The 14,458-nt window shown below is 44.0% G+C and carries 10 protein-coding genes; 1 reads left to right on the top strand and 9 read right to left on the bottom strand.

Annotation, left to right across the window (positions count from 1 at the left end; genetic code table 11):
- Nucleotides 1-39 precede the first annotated feature (39 nt).
- The 9 genes from EYS00_RS01940 to EYS00_RS01900 form a co-directional block, all read right to left on the bottom strand.
- Complete coding sequence (locus EYS00_RS01940) at nucleotides 40-1,119, bottom strand: methyl-accepting chemotaxis protein (protein WP_130634884.1); 1,080 nt, start codon at nucleotides 1,117-1,119, stop codon at nucleotides 40-42.
- A gap of 75 nt (nucleotides 1,120-1,194) precedes the next feature.
- Nucleotides 1,195-2,196 (bottom strand): LacI family DNA-binding transcriptional regulator, encoded by a 1,002-nt coding sequence (locus tag EYS00_RS01935; RefSeq protein ID WP_130634883.1) that lies wholly within the window; start codon nucleotides 2,194-2,196, stop codon nucleotides 1,195-1,197.
- A 65-nt stretch (nucleotides 2,197-2,261) separates the two neighbouring features.
- Nucleotides 2,262-3,590 carry a glycoside-pentoside-hexuronide (GPH):cation symporter gene (locus EYS00_RS01930; RefSeq protein ID WP_130634882.1) on the bottom strand — a complete coding sequence of 443 codons (1,329 nt, stop codon included), beginning with the start codon at nucleotides 3,588-3,590 and terminating at the stop codon, nucleotides 2,262-2,264.
- Nucleotides 3,591-3,601: 11 nt separating this feature from the next.
- A complete protein-coding gene (locus EYS00_RS01925) occupies nucleotides 3,602-4,957 on the bottom strand; it encodes a GH1 family beta-glucosidase (protein ID WP_130634881.1) in 1,356 nt (451 codons plus the stop codon).
- A gap of 316 nt (nucleotides 4,958-5,273) precedes the next feature.
- A complete protein-coding gene (locus tag EYS00_RS01920) occupies nucleotides 5,274-6,002 on the bottom strand; it encodes a HugZ family protein (RefSeq protein WP_130634880.1) in 729 nt (242 codons plus the stop codon).
- A gap of 188 nt (nucleotides 6,003-6,190) precedes the next feature.
- Nucleotides 6,191-7,675 (bottom strand): tryptophan halogenase family protein, encoded by a 1,485-nt coding sequence (locus EYS00_RS01915; RefSeq protein ID WP_130634879.1) that lies wholly within the window; start codon nucleotides 7,673-7,675, stop codon nucleotides 6,191-6,193.
- A gap of 16 nt (nucleotides 7,676-7,691) precedes the next feature.
- Complete coding sequence (locus EYS00_RS01910; RefSeq protein ID WP_242618615.1) at nucleotides 7,692-8,735, bottom strand: cupin-like domain-containing protein; 1,044 nt, start codon at nucleotides 8,733-8,735, stop codon at nucleotides 7,692-7,694.
- A gap of 15 nt (nucleotides 8,736-8,750) precedes the next feature.
- The gene (locus tag EYS00_RS01905) at nucleotides 8,751-9,476 is read right to left on the bottom strand and encodes a SapC family protein (RefSeq protein WP_130634878.1); all 726 of its coding nucleotides are present in this window, start codon (nucleotides 9,474-9,476) and stop codon (nucleotides 8,751-8,753) included.
- 164 nt (nucleotides 9,477-9,640) lie between these two features.
- Nucleotides 9,641-12,592 (bottom strand): TonB-dependent receptor, encoded by a 2,952-nt coding sequence (locus EYS00_RS01900; RefSeq protein WP_130634877.1) that lies wholly within the window; start codon nucleotides 12,590-12,592, stop codon nucleotides 9,641-9,643.
- A 618-nt stretch (nucleotides 12,593-13,210) separates the two neighbouring features.
- Between EYS00_RS01900 and EYS00_RS01895 the strand changes: the two genes are divergently transcribed.
- Nucleotides 13,211-14,455 (top strand): sugar MFS transporter, encoded by a 1,245-nt coding sequence (locus tag EYS00_RS01895; protein WP_130634876.1) that lies wholly within the window; start codon nucleotides 13,211-13,213, stop codon nucleotides 14,453-14,455.
- The last annotated feature ends 3 nt before the right edge of the window (nucleotides 14,456-14,458 follow it).

Raw genomic sequence — 14,458 nt, 5'->3', positions numbered from 1 at the left:
ACAGATAGGTACAAACCAATCTGTTGCACAGTTTCACATTTATGCCAATGAGTCTAGCAAACTCAATACACGCTCACTTGCACGCTCCATGGCCACAATACGACTTTCAACAGCCGCTTGGTCACCTTTCTGATGCGCTTTGAGTGCTTCGATACCATTTTCATAAACACTTCTGCTTACGCCATCTAATTCACGATACGCAGAGGTTTGAGAGACAGGTTTACCAGCATTGGCCGAATGCCATTGACCTAATCGGCTAGAAGAGTGATCAGAAAACTCTGAGATAGACTGTTCGCTTTGACCACAAAGTACGGCGTATACCTCGGACTTCCAAACTACATTATCCAACTTAACCGTTTGAATAAAAGTTCTCTGAGTACCATCACCGATAGTCTGCCTCATACTGTCACAATGCGTCACCATTTCATCGTAGCTGGTGTTTAAGGTATTTATTCCACCTTCAAGTTCTTCATTGTTGCTTCTTAACTCATTAACACCCGACACCGCTTGCTGGGTAGATTGGATAATACCGTTAACCAACTCGGAGACTTCGGTGGCTGATTTGTTAGTTTCTGTAGCAAGTGCACGAACTTCATCAGCAACTACGCTAAACCCTCGACCTGCATCACCGGCTCGCGCTGCCTCGATGGCCGCATTAAGCGCAAGTAAGTTAGTCTGGTCTGAGATGCTCGTAATCGTAGTAACAAATTTATTAATGTTGTCCGCAGTAGTAGACAATCCAGAGATACGCTCGCTCATGCTACCCATCTGCGTGTTGAGACCACTCATGTCTTGGACAATTTTCTCAAGTACACCTGACGATTGAGAAAACAACTGATTGATGTCGGCAATGGAGTGATTCTCGGCATCTATTTGTTCATAAGCCGCTAAAACAGTGTCTCGAATCGTTGATATTTGCTTCAATGAATCAATCACACACTGCATGAGTACTGAGGCGTTTTGTCCGCTTCGCGTTGACTCAGCTTCATCTATCTGTCGCTGTAACGCCGTATTATCGGCTTCTAGCTCACGCATTCTGGAGAGTGTTTCCTGATGGTCGCGTTTTAGTTGAGCCAACTCTGCTTCTTTTTGTTCATATCTAGTGCTGCTGACAAACATTCTTATTACCTGTGTATTGTTTCACTTAAGATTAACAGAAATATCAATATTTTCACTATTAGCCGGAAGTTGTATCTAAACGCGGTCTGCCGTAGTACCTCTAACAATGACATGTGGCTTTAGAATATGCTTCATACTCACTTTATTGTTGCCGTAGGCTTGATTTAAGATCCATCGAGCAGCCATGGCACCAATATCTCTTACAGGATAGTTCACTGTGGTGAGTTTTGGGGTTAAATAACTGGCAAAGTCAACATTATCGAATCCGATCACAGATACGTCTTCGGGTACGCGCTTACCATGCTTACGTAGTGCATTAATAGCACCAGAAGCCATTTCATCGTTTGCGCAAGCAATCGCCGTGAAGTGCACACCTCTTTGTAACAAGGTTTCTACGCAGTTCTCACCAGAGTAAGCTTGGAAGTTACCTTCAGCCATGGTGTTTTCATCATAGTAAATACCCGCTTCTTCAAGCGCTTTTTTATGCCCGGTTAAGCGGTTAACACCATCTGCCTTAAACAACGCACCAGCGGCATAGGCTATTTCAATATGACCACTATCGATTAAGTGTTTAGTCGCTAAATATCCGCCTAGGACGTTATCTAAACTGATACACTTCTCACCAATGGCTTCTATGTAGCGGTTGACAATAACTATGGGAACATCTTGGTTAGCAAGATCGATGAGGTAGTCATCACTCACTGCTTCGACATGCAGTATTAGCGCATCGCATCGACGACTGAGAAGGGCTTCTATTTCCTGTTTTTCAAGGGCTTCATCACTGTGTCCGGTGACAACGAACATATGTTTGTTTGCTTGGCGTAAGACCTTTTCAGACCCTGCCATCATAGCACCAAAGAAAGAACCGTGAAGTTCAGGTACGACATAACCAACCGTGTGAGTTTTATTTGAAGCTAGCGCCGCAGCGATAACATTGTGGCGATAGCCCAACTCTTCCATGGCATTGAGCACAAGTTCTCGCGTTTTTTCTTTCACCGAGTCGGCGTTGTTAATAACTCGAGATACTGTTGCTGACGAAACGCCAGCACGTTCACTGACTTGTTTAATGGTTACCATGGATAAACTACTTCACACTTACTTAGGGCAAAATCGTTGAGAAAGCCCTCAACGATCTACCAGTTTTATTGTGCTGCCAACCCGAGTTTTTGCTGAATTGACGCGACCTTATGTTCGTCTAATGTATACCAGCGCATAATAATCGCAACACATATTGATGCGATCGCAGGGCCAAGACAGAATACGGCAACGATTCCGTTTGCCACTACTGCATCATAGCTATCGGCTTGGTAGCCCATTGTAGCGAGTAACCAACCAGCCAGCGCTCCGCCCAAAGCAAGCCCAACTTTGATGAAAAATACGACAGTGGAATACGTTAAACCCGTCATTCTCAGGCCTGTTTTTATCTCTCCGTAATCAACAACGTCGGCGATTTTAGACCAAAGCAATGGTGTAGCCATTTGAAGCAATAATCCCCACATAAAGTGCAAAGATATGGCAAGTAGCCACGCTTGAGATGGAATGAAGTAATTAATAATACAGATTGCCGCACTGGCAATCTGTAGAAAGGTATAAGCTTTTATTTTCGAGACTCGTTTAGCTACCGGGTTTGCCAATGCACAACCAATAATACTGCCAATCATTCCCGCGGTAACAAACAAGGTAGCATCATCCGGTCGCTGCAATACATACTTCACATAATAAAGTGCAAGGGTATTTCTCAACACCATACCTGTAAGCAATACTACAGCAACCAAGCAGAGCACTCGACACTGATCATTCTGCCAAATCGACGTTAGCTGAGCCTTGATAGGTGCAGGCGTTTCTTGCGTCACGCTGATTCGCTCTTTTGTGCCCGCAAAACACAGTACAAACAACACCATGCCTACAACACTCATCACCAGCATTGCTCTTTGGTAACCCAAAGCATCATCCCCTTGCCCGAGATAAGAAACTAATGGCAACATGAATGACGTAACAAGTAGGCCTCCTCCCATGGCAAACACGAAACGGTAGGACTGCACCGACACTCGCTCAGAAGCATCAGCAGTAAGCACACCACCCAAGGCTGAGTATGGGATGTTGATTGCGGTGTACATTACCATTAATAGCGTATAGGTAATGAAGGCATAGTAGAGTTTCCCTTCCTCGGTTAGCCACTCCGGTGAGGTAAATGCCAACACGCTGCACAGGGCAAATGGCAGGGCTAACCATAATAAATAAGGTCGATATGAGCCCCATTTAGTCTTGGTTCGGTCTGCCAATGAACCCATCAGTGGATCGGTAACCGCGTCAAATACGCGGACGATAAGGAACATGCTTCCGACTGCTGCTGGTGACAACCCAACCACATCTGTGTAGTAAAATGTCAGAAACAACATCACGGTTTGAAAAATAAAGTTACTTGCCGTATCGCCTAGACCGTAGGCTATTTTTTCCTTTGCACTTACCATCAAATCAACCTCTATCCTTGATTATTTAACGCCTTTCGCTTTGCTAGCATGGTTTGAAGATATTTCGCACTGTCTTTCAAAGTTCTTTTTTGCGTGTCGTAATCTACGTACAAAATGCCAAACCTTTTTTCGTACCCAAGGGCCCATTCGAAGTTATCCATTAGACTCCACACAAAGTAGCCGGTAATATTTACACCTTCGGCCATTGCAGCAGCAACTGCATTCATATGGGTATTCAAGTAACCTTGCCGTTGAATATCGTGAACGTGGCCATCGGATGTCATTTCATCATCACTTGCCAAACCATTTTCAGTAATGATGATGGGTGGAAGTTCGTAGTCTCGATGCAGTTGCAGCAACAAGTCAGTGAGACCTTGTGGGTAGACTTCCCACCCCATAGCTGTGGTCTCTGTTCCCTCAGCTGGAGGCATTTGATAAGGATCTTCTCCGCCATTGTCTTGAACGCGAGCACGGGTGTAATAATTTACCCCAAGAAAATCGATAGATGCCGAAATAATCTCCATATCTCCTTGATGTATGTCCGGCTTTTGGTGGTCTGGAATATGATCGATTAACTCTGGATAATCGCCGTGTATCAGTGGCTTAATGTACCAATCATTGTGATGATCGTGAGCAAGCTTGGTCGCGACAACGTCTTTTTCATCATTACTTGCCGGATAGAAGGGCGTGAAATTAAGCACAATACCGGATTCAATAGTAGGTGCGTGCTCTCTAAGCACTCGCATACCGAGTCCGTGGGCAAGTAAAAGGTGATGTATGGCTTTCTTTCCGAACTCTTTACCGACCAAACCCGGAGCGTGAATACCCACTTCATACCCCAAGTAAGCACTGCAAAAAGGTTCATTGAGTGTGGCGTAAGAAAACACTCGGTCACCAAAGGCTTTAACCACTACTTCCACATATTGCTCAAATGCAAATGCAGTCTGTCGATTTAGCCAACCGCCTTCATCTTCAAGGTATTGGGGTAAATCCCAATGATAAAGCGTTACATAGGGCTTTATCCCTTTTTCATTGAGCCTGTCGAGTAATGCGATGTAAAAGCTCAGACCGTCATTGTTGACACTACCATCTTGGCGTATAACTCTTGGCCAACTAATTGAAAAACGGTAAGCATCAACATTCAATGAGTCGATAATATCCAGGTCACTTTCCCACCTTTTGACATGCTCACAAGCCACGATACCATTGGAGTTATCAGCAATTTTTCCGGGTGTATCACAGAAGGTATCCCAGATACTCTTTTCTCTGTTTTCCCCGTCGCCTTCGATTTGAAACGATGAAGTCGCCACACCAATAGTAAAATCTGCATGCGAAAAAGGTGAGCCCAGCTTTGCAATAATATCCATAACGCCTTCCTTCAGGCCAATCAAACCCGTTGAAACTCAATAGCAATAAAACCAGTATGATTTCTTACGCGCCAGCACAAGCAACATATTGCTCTGAGGTTCTTTGTTATTAATGAAACTTTGATAACAGAGTACCACAAATTGTAAGCGCTTTCATTATCAAAATTGATAATGTATTTACATTTTTTTACAGCAGTATTGGGAGGCAAATAAGAAAGCCGAACCCGTTGTTGGAGTTCGGCGTACAGAAGAGATGATGTGTTTGTTGTCAGCGCAGTTTAAACGTCTTTTTGGCTTAAAGAACTTGCTGCAATGACTAACTGGCTTTTTTGATACCCAGCTGGTCTCTCGCTTGATTGGTTTGTTGTACAAGCGCCTTTCTAACGTCCATTCCCGATTCACACACAAGGTCAAAAGGTACAAAGTACACGATCTCATTACTTAGGTAGTGTGCGCCCTCTGGAAATACACTCAACATCTTTACATTCGTGGGGTCAATATTAAACTGCGCTCTCAAAATCAACTCCATTGCATCAACATGATCTTCGTTCATATGAGTAATCATGCCCTCTGATGCACTGTGCCAATCTTGGCGCTCTACTTTCCACAGTGCTTTTTCAATCCAGTGAATTTTACCAAAGCCGCCGATGAATCGAACACGTTGAGTACGAATGAGGTAAAAATTGAAATCGTGAGTTTGCTCATAAGCTTTTGCTTGAGGAAACAAAGCTAGGTATTGCGCGGATACTTCTGACGCTTCAATCGGTTCAGCATCACCCAGTATAGTGACACGCCCATTAGCCTGAGAGTCATCTTGTCCAGCGTCGTAAATCGTTAAGCTCACTTTCGGATCGGCTTTAATATTACGGGTATGCAATGCAATATTACTGATGTATATAATGGCATCTCCCTGTGGCGTCAGAAAAAACGGCACTACAGAGCCAAAAGGATAGCCTTGCATAGATGTTGAATGTGTACTCAATACACCGCTGTGTTGTGTTCTTGAAAACTGTTTAGCTTCAAGGGCAATCTCTCTAAGACCCATAATTTTCTCTCTAGTTATACTAAATCAGGCATCAGCCAGACTTACGCGTAATTGCTGTGCTTATATGCTGAGTGGACAGTTTTACTGCCCCTCAAAATGAATGATAATGATTAGCATTTAGAATACGATAAAATCATTATCAAAAGCAATAAACAAATATAGAGAGATGGGTAAATGGAAAATACGCGCTAACTGCAGTAGCGCGTAATGTAATCGTTGTGAGGAGGGAGTTTGCCTACGGTTCTATCAATTTGTTGCGTTACACCATTGAGTAAACCTTTAAGTTCCTGCAGGCTCATAGTGTCTACAATCGGATGGTAGCTCGTTGGCATTAAGCCTTGACCAATCATGACTTGCTGCCAGGAATCATCGAATAATTCACTGCCCTCTCTGAACACTCGCCCCGTTTTCTGAAACAAATCGATACGGTGTTTTAAGGAGTCAGGTACATCCATTTGACGACAATGACGCCAAAACGGCGTGTCGGTTCTTTGGGTAACATGGTAGTGCAAAATAATAAAATCACGGATATGCTCAATATCAAAATCCGCTTGTCTGTTGAATTCATTCACGTCCTCTTCAACAATTCCAGCGGTTGGGAACATACGTAAAAAGCGCACAATACCCTGTTGAATAAGGTGAATACTTGTTGACTCCAAAGGCTCTAAAAATCCACTGGCTAAGCCAAGCGCCAAACAGTTTCTATTCCACTGTTTACGGCGTCTTCCCGTTCGAAAGTGAATAACGCGAGGATCATTTAGAGGCTCTCCCTCAACATTCCCAAGTAATTTAGTTATCACCTCATCATCAGAAAGATAGTTGCTGCAATACACCATACCGTTGCCCACACGGTGTTGCAGCGGAATACGCCACTGCCACCCAGCTTCGTGGGCAATACAACGGGTGTATGGGATCGGCTCAGATACTGATTTAGTTTGCACTGCTACTGCACTGTCACAGGGTAGCCAATGAGACCAATCCTCATACCCAGTGTGTAATGCTTTTTCGATGAGTAGACCTCTAAAACCTGTGCAATCGATAAAGAAATCACCGTGAACAGTTTCGCCATTGTCTAGTGTAAGACTTTCAATAAAGCCGTTTTCTTCGTTTAGGTTTACGCTGCCTATCGTCGCATCAATGCGTTTCAGACCATCTTTTTCTGCATGCTCCCTCAGAAAGCTTGCATATTTACTAGCATCAATATGGAACGCGTAATTCAGACCATTGTTCGGTAGATGTGCAAACTTATTGGCCTCAGCGGCCTGCCGCTCTAAACAGTAATCACCGAAGTCAGAGGCAATCCCTTCTTTTAGACCGCGCAGCCAAAAGTGCTGAAATCCAGCGGCCCAGCAATCTTTACCCGTAACACCAAAGGCGTGTAAATAGGCGTGGTCAAGAGACTTCCAGTTTTCGAAATTGATACCAAGCTTAAAAGTGGCGTTGGTTGCCGCCATAAACTCTTGTTCACTGATTTTCAGTAGTTTGTGAAAGAATACCAACGTAGGAATAGTTGCTTCGCCAACCCCCACCGTTCCGATATCGGAACTTTCTATTAAGGTAACATCAACCTCTTTACCCAATATTCGGGAAAAGGCTGCTGCAGCCATCCATCCCGCGGTACCGCCACCGGCTATCACCAAGCGCTGTTTTCTATTTTGGGATGATGTATTCATATCTACCTCTACTAAATCACTGTTTTAAGCTGTTTTGAAGCCAAGCAGAAAATTGGCGAAATGCATTTTCATCAAGGGTGCCAAGGGGGCCTTGTTTGTCTGACGGGATATGTTCAAAGTTTTTACTATGATTTTCATCGAAAACATAGTGGTCGAACAGATGTCTCCATGCAGCTCTCTGTGACGCCGGCAACTGCTTAATGGTCAATAGTGCGTGAAAAAGGGCATTATCAGGCCGCCCAACATGGGCGGGAACATCACGCCACCAAAAATTGACTAAAGTATTTACACTGTCCAGTCCTTCAATGTGGTGCCACCACATTGAAGGAATATACAAAACGTCTCCTGGCATCAGCTCGACTACCAAGGCATGTTTTATCGCTTCTTTAAATTTTGGAAATTGTGAAAAATTTGGATTGTGAAAATCAACGAGACTTATTGCTTGACCAGCGGGTGTGACATGCAAAGGCCCAACGTACAAATTCTTTGCTTGCTCTGGCGGAAATAATGTCACTTTACGTTTACCAGATACCACACAAATAACGTTATCAGGCACATCGTAGTGAGCGGCGATTCGACTTTTATTTCCGATCCAAAGTGTCGCTAACGGATTTGCTGTTGTTTGTCCTAATGTGTTTTCTGACAAGAAACCGGGTAAACAGGCGTCTACTGAAGTCGAACCTACATAAAAACTCTGTGGGTCTGACTGCGCTTCTAAATCAAGTAGCTTCGATAATGCATCTTGAAACGGTAACCGTTGTCGAGAAAAATTAAAACCCGTCATATCGCTGTTGTAGAAGACTCGACCATTCTCCTCATGGGACAGCTCGAGCGCATCTACGGTTCTATGGTTATCAAAGGCTAACAAGTAATCAACAAACGCTCGGCTACCTTGCTGCGCCACTTTTACCGCGGGCCAATCAGCCACGAGTTGTCGCATTACCATGGGTTGTGACCATACACTTGCCATGGTAAAGACGTCACTAGGAGACGACTTTAATGCATCAAATGCTTGCCCTGTGAGCGCAAGTGGAGAAGAACACTGATCAAACGTCGACACTAAATAGCTCTCGTATTACTGGGTAATTTTGCGCTTTTTAAATTCAATCACTCTGCGAATCTGAGCCATAGACGCAAGAATCATATAAATTGCCTGTAATTGCCCCTGTTCGAAAAGGCCGGCAATATCCTCTTTGCTCAAAGCGTTAAATTTTTCCTCGTTTATGGTGTAAAAACCAGACAGGCGCGCAGCATTGCTACCTCCAAGATTAATGTCGAGCACAAACGATTCAATTAAACCAAGGGCGTTACACGCTTCCACCAAAGCATTATTTTCACCTTGTCCTGCGTGAATAGTACTCAGCACATTAGCGATATTATCAATGTAGTCACTATTGCCTCCATGGGGCAAAAATACACTATCTGAATCGCTAACATCGTCGGCAGAGTCAATGATACGAGGATCATCTAAATCAACATGAATAGACAGTGTATTGTCGTCTGCATTCGCGTTTCTGCCAATTAGAAATGGGCCTTTCTCAACGAGCAGAGGCTTATAAGATGCTAGCCAATCTTTGCCATTCAGGTAAAGGTTCTCTCCCTTTTCGAGCCCTAACAAGGCAACAAGCTGCATATTACCCTCAGCGTCTTTGGCAAAAACGATAGGGTATTCTCCTTGAGCATGGCGAAGTTCAGCAGGGAAAACGGGAACACACATTTGGTCATTGCCAAATCCAATACTGTAGTCCTGTTTAACTTTTAGGTTCTTGTGCTCAACGTTATTCAATAGCGCGTGATTCATTGTGTAACTGCTCGTTTATTTGTGAATAGGTTGTTATGTAAAGATAACACAGGTGCTGTTTTTTGGAGAAAATGGGCAACGATTTTCATCGTTACCCCGATTTAAAAGTCAAAACGCAGATTCATCCATAAACCTGCGCTTCGAAGTTACAGCTTCGGGGACAATTAGAAGCTGTAACGAGCTCCGATGTTGTAGCGTGGTTCAACATCGTAGATACCCACCACCATGTTTTCATGACGGCCATGAGAGCGAACGTACTCACCCGTTACGTTTATACCCTCAACGAATACCTCAAGGTCTTCAGTTACTTGATAACGAACGTTAACATCTAACTGGTTGTAAGCCTCGATGTAAGTAGGGTTGTTACCACCATTTCCATCGATAGTTCCTGCAAGGAACTCGTCTCGCCAGTTCCATGCAGCACGAACTTCCCAACCTTCATTTTCATAGAAGAGTACCGCGTTTGCCGTGTCACTCAGACCCAACAATACGAACTGGGTGTCTTGACTGTAGTTGTCATAGTTCACGTCACCATCAACCGCTGTATAGTTAAGGATGACACCAAAACCAGTCTCACCGAACAGGTGTTGAACCGCGAACTCAAAACCATCTACCGAGCGAGAAGTATCAGCGTTAACGGCCTGAGTCACTGTGATTGGTAACAACGGATCTTCACCATCGATACCTACAATTTCACCCGCATCATTTACCCAACCTTGGTCGAGGAAATATTGACGAATCGTGCCAAGGTCTTCTGAGCCCGTTGCATCAACAGCTTCCAAGTAACGAGGACCACCAATCGGATTGGCAATGTCAAACAAGGTATCTGTGAACGTTGCCTGACCGATAAAGTTATCTACGGTTTTCTTGAAGTAGCCCGCAGATACATAGCTACCTTCGCCATAGTAATACTCTGTGGATAGGTCATAGTTGGTTGACTCATATGGCTGTAGCCCTGGGTTACCTGATTGACCTGTGCCACCATTGAATCGAGCGAGTTGATTTACCGTTAGACCACCTTGAATATCTGCATATCCCGGACGTGTAATTGTCGTGCTGTAAGATGCACGAGCGATCCAGTCTTCCATCACCTCAACTTTAAAGTCGATTGACGGTAGTAAGTGGTCATAATCACCTTCAAGAGTCGTAAAGGTGAAACCTTCTTCACGAATACCAAACTCGTTCGCGCCATCCCATGCTAGGTAAGACACGTTTGGAACTTTTGCGCTGGATTCAACTTCTGTATCTTCGTAACGAAGACCGACTGAAAGCCAAGCTGGCATTTCGCCCAAATCAAATTCAAGGTTAGCTTGTACGTAAGCTGAGTACTGAGTTTCCTTTACCGTACGGTCGACAGCATACTCAGGGTCCATACATAATACCGTACCGCATGGACTGATGGTTTCACCGTTGGCCGTTGCTACCGCAGATATTGCGTTGATCAGATCGCTCATACTAGAGGCGTAGTAGAAAGGCTCTAAGTCAGCACCATTGCTTCCCAACACATCATCAAACATGCTAGGGAGATCTTTTTGAACAAAGATATCGTCTGGATAGTCTTCTGGCGTACCATAACCACCCCAAGTATCACGCTGTGCGTTTGAGTAAGCAGAACGGTTTTTCGCGTCCATAACGGCGATACCGAAATCAATACTTGTCACTATGCTATCGTCGAAGTAATAGTTACCACGGAACTGCATTTGGTCAATTTCAGACTTCATGTAACTATTTCGAATAGACAGACCTGACGTAGACATGCGTGCAGGGTCAAGACCACTTACACCATCTACATAGGTAATATCCATCACAGGGAAGTCTTGAGAGTAATCCACTTCTGTTGATACGCGGTCAAAGCTAACCGCACTAACAACGTTGTTTGAACCTAGATTATTCTTAGGCCCACCTTCTGCTTGTGAAGAGTGAACGTCAAGCTCAAGGGTTAGGTTATCAGAAGCAATCCACTCTACGTTAAAGCCAAGCGATTTGTTCTCATTAACCGTAGTGTAATCACTTGTACCTAGGCCCACGTCACAGCATGTCGCATCTGCATAAATAACCGGACCAATGATTGAGCCTACAGTGTTGCTTCCTTGGGTATACTCACCATAAGTTGGAACGCCGTTAAACCACGTCGACAGTTGTTGACGTTGGGTATGAGTCTCGAGCTCTGAATAGGTATAGTCTAAAGTTGCAGTAATGTCGTCGTTCGGTGCATATTGCAACGTAAGCTGACCGTTAACACGGGTACGACTTACTTCATCAAAGTTGTATGCCAGGTTTCTTGGTACAGAATATAGGTCATTTTCGCCCGGAGGATTAATAAAACTGCCATCCTGAGGCAATGAACCCCAGTCACCACCGTTCCCTTTGATGGTGTACCAACCACTGCTCGTTTCAGCGCTTGCTAAACCGCTGTCACGTTGCTGATAAGAACCAATAAGTTGAATACCAAAGGTGTCGTCATTGAATGTTTTGCTGTAAATGCCCGAAACTTCTGGTGTAACTGTGTCGCCTTCTTGTGACGAGTTATCAACTACACCTTTTACACCGAAATTCGCCGTAACGCCTGGATTACTTAATGGTTTAGCAGTCACCAAGTTAATGACTGAGCCGATACCACCAGTAGGCTGACCGGCTAAGCTGGTCTTATACACTTCTACCGCTGCAACACCTTCAGACGCAAGGTTACCAAAATCAAATGAACGAGATGCAGACGCTGATGTTGCTTCGATATTTGCTGCTGGCATTTGACGGCCGTTTAGAGTGACCAAGTTGTAGTCAGGCCCCCAGCCACGTACCGTTACTCGGCTACCTTCACCATTGCTACGGTCAATAGAGACACCTGAAATACGCTGAAGTGATTCAGCCAAGTTTGTATCTGGAAACTTACCAATATCCTCTGCAGAAATAGCGTCGACGACACCTGATGCTGCCTTCTTGGTAAGCATTGCTTTCGTTAAGCTTTCTCGAATACCGCTAACTTCAATCACCTCAAAGTCTGCAGGTTGTGCGCCATCGCTTTCAGCTTCCTGCGCAATTACAGGCAAAGACATTGCCCCTAATATAAATGACAGGCTTGTTGCAACCCGCGTTCTCTTGAATGTAGTAGATTTCATTTTTTTCCCCAGTCGCGTTTTTGAGGCGTTCCGACCGTGCAATTGTGGTGTGCACTCGCCGCCCATGCGTCACTTTGGTTCTATGCAATTGTGTCCGTTATTGTGTGTAAGCTTGAGTACCCTAATAACCAAGCTCTTAATGAAAGCGCTTACAAATAAAACAACAAAAACTTGTAAGCGCTTTCACTAAAAATGTACGAACAATTGAAATGTAATGCAAGTGTTTTCCTAATGTTAATTACAAATAAATTGTAAAATACTTGTTAATTGTAGTGCTAAGTGTGAAAAAATTTGTGATTAACAGTACTACTTTAGCCTAATAAACCTCGCTCAAAATAAGCAATTAAAGCAATGATAATTATAGATAAAGTATAAATATCAGTATATCTCTACAGATTAAATTAAAGATATTTAATATAGGTAAAGCTATTCACTACAAAACCTTACCCATTCACAATAGAATTACAATAAAGTTGACATAATCGTTATCCAATTAAAATGTAAGCGCTTGCATTTATATCAATCGCATATATACTGACCAACAAGTTATTAACACTTTTACTTGGTAATTTTTTCAAAAAGTGCTTTAAAACCAAGTACCTAAACTAGGGTTAGATCATGACTAATACAACGCAGGTAACATCAGCGCCTGCTCCTTCTCGTTCTCAAATGGCGCTCTGGGCGCTAACGTCTTTATTTTTCATGTGGGGATTTATCACAGCACTTAACGACATCCTTATCCCACACTTAAAGGCACTTTTTGACTTAAGTTATACGCAGGCCATGCTAGTCCAGTCATGCTTTTTTGGCGCATACTTTCTTGTATCAGTACCCGCAGGCAAGCTGGTTAGCTCGATCGGCTATCAGAGAGGGATATCCATAGGGTTATGTACAGCGGCAGTTGGATGTATTCTCTTTATTCCATCTGCCATTTTTACGCAATACTGGATGTTCTTGGGTGCGCTATTTGTGCTCGCGTCTGGCATTACGCTCCTGCAAGTTGCCGCTAATCCGTTGGTTACATTAATGGGCGATCCCAAAACCGCCTCAAGCCGCCTAACCATGACGCAGGCCTTTAATTCTCTGGGGACAACTATTGCACCCATCATCGGGGGCATCCTTCTATTCGGTGCAGGTGAACATATAGCAGCTGATGCTGATGCTGACGCGGTGAAAGTTCCTTACCTTGTACTCGCGACCGTCTTAGTCTTGCTTGCATTGGTTATGGCAAAAGTCCCTTTGCCTGAAAACCAAACGAGTAATGACTCTCATAGTAATAATCAATCGTCACTGAGCGCACTAAAACATCGCCATCTTAGTTTGGGTGTCGTAGGGATCTTTTTATACGTAGGCGCTGAAGTAGCTATAGGCAGCTTTCTAGTCAACTATTTTGGTCTGACAAACATTATGGGGATGAGCGAAGGACAGGCGTCAACTTACATAGCGTATTATTGGGGCGGCGCTATGGTAGGACGATTTATTGGTGCGGCTGTGATGCAAAAGGTAGCCGCTGGCAAATTATTAGCATTCAACGCGGTGGCGAGCTGCTCGCTTATTTTGTTATCAGTAATGAGCTCGGGTCCCCTAGCTATGTGGTCTATCTTGGCGGTAGGCTTGTGTAATTCCATAATGTTCCCAACAATTTTCAGCCTTGCGCTCAAAGATCTGAACAACCAAACTGCTCAAGCATCTGGCCTTCTATGTCTAGCTATCGTCGGTGGCGCAATCATACCTTTGCTTCAAGGCGTAATTGCAGACATTTTTGGCGTTCAGCTGTCATTTCTACTTCCATTACTTTGCTATTTGTTTATTGGCTACTACGGCCTCAGGGGTTCAAAACCCCAAACCAGCGCCGCGCAATAAACA

This window comes from Alteromonas sp. KUL49, from assembly GCF_006538345.1.
Classification (GTDB): domain Bacteria; phylum Pseudomonadota; class Gammaproteobacteria; order Enterobacterales; family Alteromonadaceae; genus Alteromonas.
This window is presented reverse-complemented; position numbering and strand designations above follow the sequence as displayed.

Bases quoted from the DNA above. Each gene is read 5' to 3' on its own strand.
- EYS00_RS01940 (WP_130634884.1), bottom strand. From the start codon at position 1,119: ATGTTTGTCAGCAGCACTAGATATGAACAAAAAGAAGCAGAGTTGGCT.
- EYS00_RS01935 (WP_130634883.1), bottom strand. From the start codon at position 2,196: ATGGTAACCATTAAACAAGTCAGTGAACGTGCTGGCGTTTCGTCAGCA.
- EYS00_RS01930 (WP_130634882.1), bottom strand. From the start codon at position 3,590: ATGGTAAGTGCAAAGGAAAAAATAGCCTACGGTCTAGGCGATACGGCA.
- EYS00_RS01925 (WP_130634881.1), bottom strand. From the start codon at position 4,957: ATGGATATTATTGCAAAGCTGGGCTCACCTTTTTCGCATGCAGATTTT.
- EYS00_RS01920 (WP_130634880.1), bottom strand. From the start codon at position 6,002: ATGGGTCTTAGAGAGATTGCCCTTGAAGCTAAACAGTTTTCAAGAACA.
- EYS00_RS01915 (WP_130634879.1), bottom strand. From the start codon at position 7,675: ATGAATACATCATCCCAAAATAGAAAACAGCGCTTGGTGATAGCCGGT.
- EYS00_RS01905 (WP_130634878.1), bottom strand. From the start codon at position 9,476: ATGAATCACGCGCTATTGAATAACGTTGAGCACAAGAACCTAAAAGTT.
- EYS00_RS01900 (WP_130634877.1), bottom strand. From the start codon at position 12,592: ATGAAATCTACTACATTCAAGAGAACGCGGGTTGCAACAAGCCTGTCA.
- EYS00_RS01895 (WP_130634876.1), top strand. From the start codon at position 13,211: ATGACTAATACAACGCAGGTAACATCAGCGCCTGCTCCTTCTCGTTCT.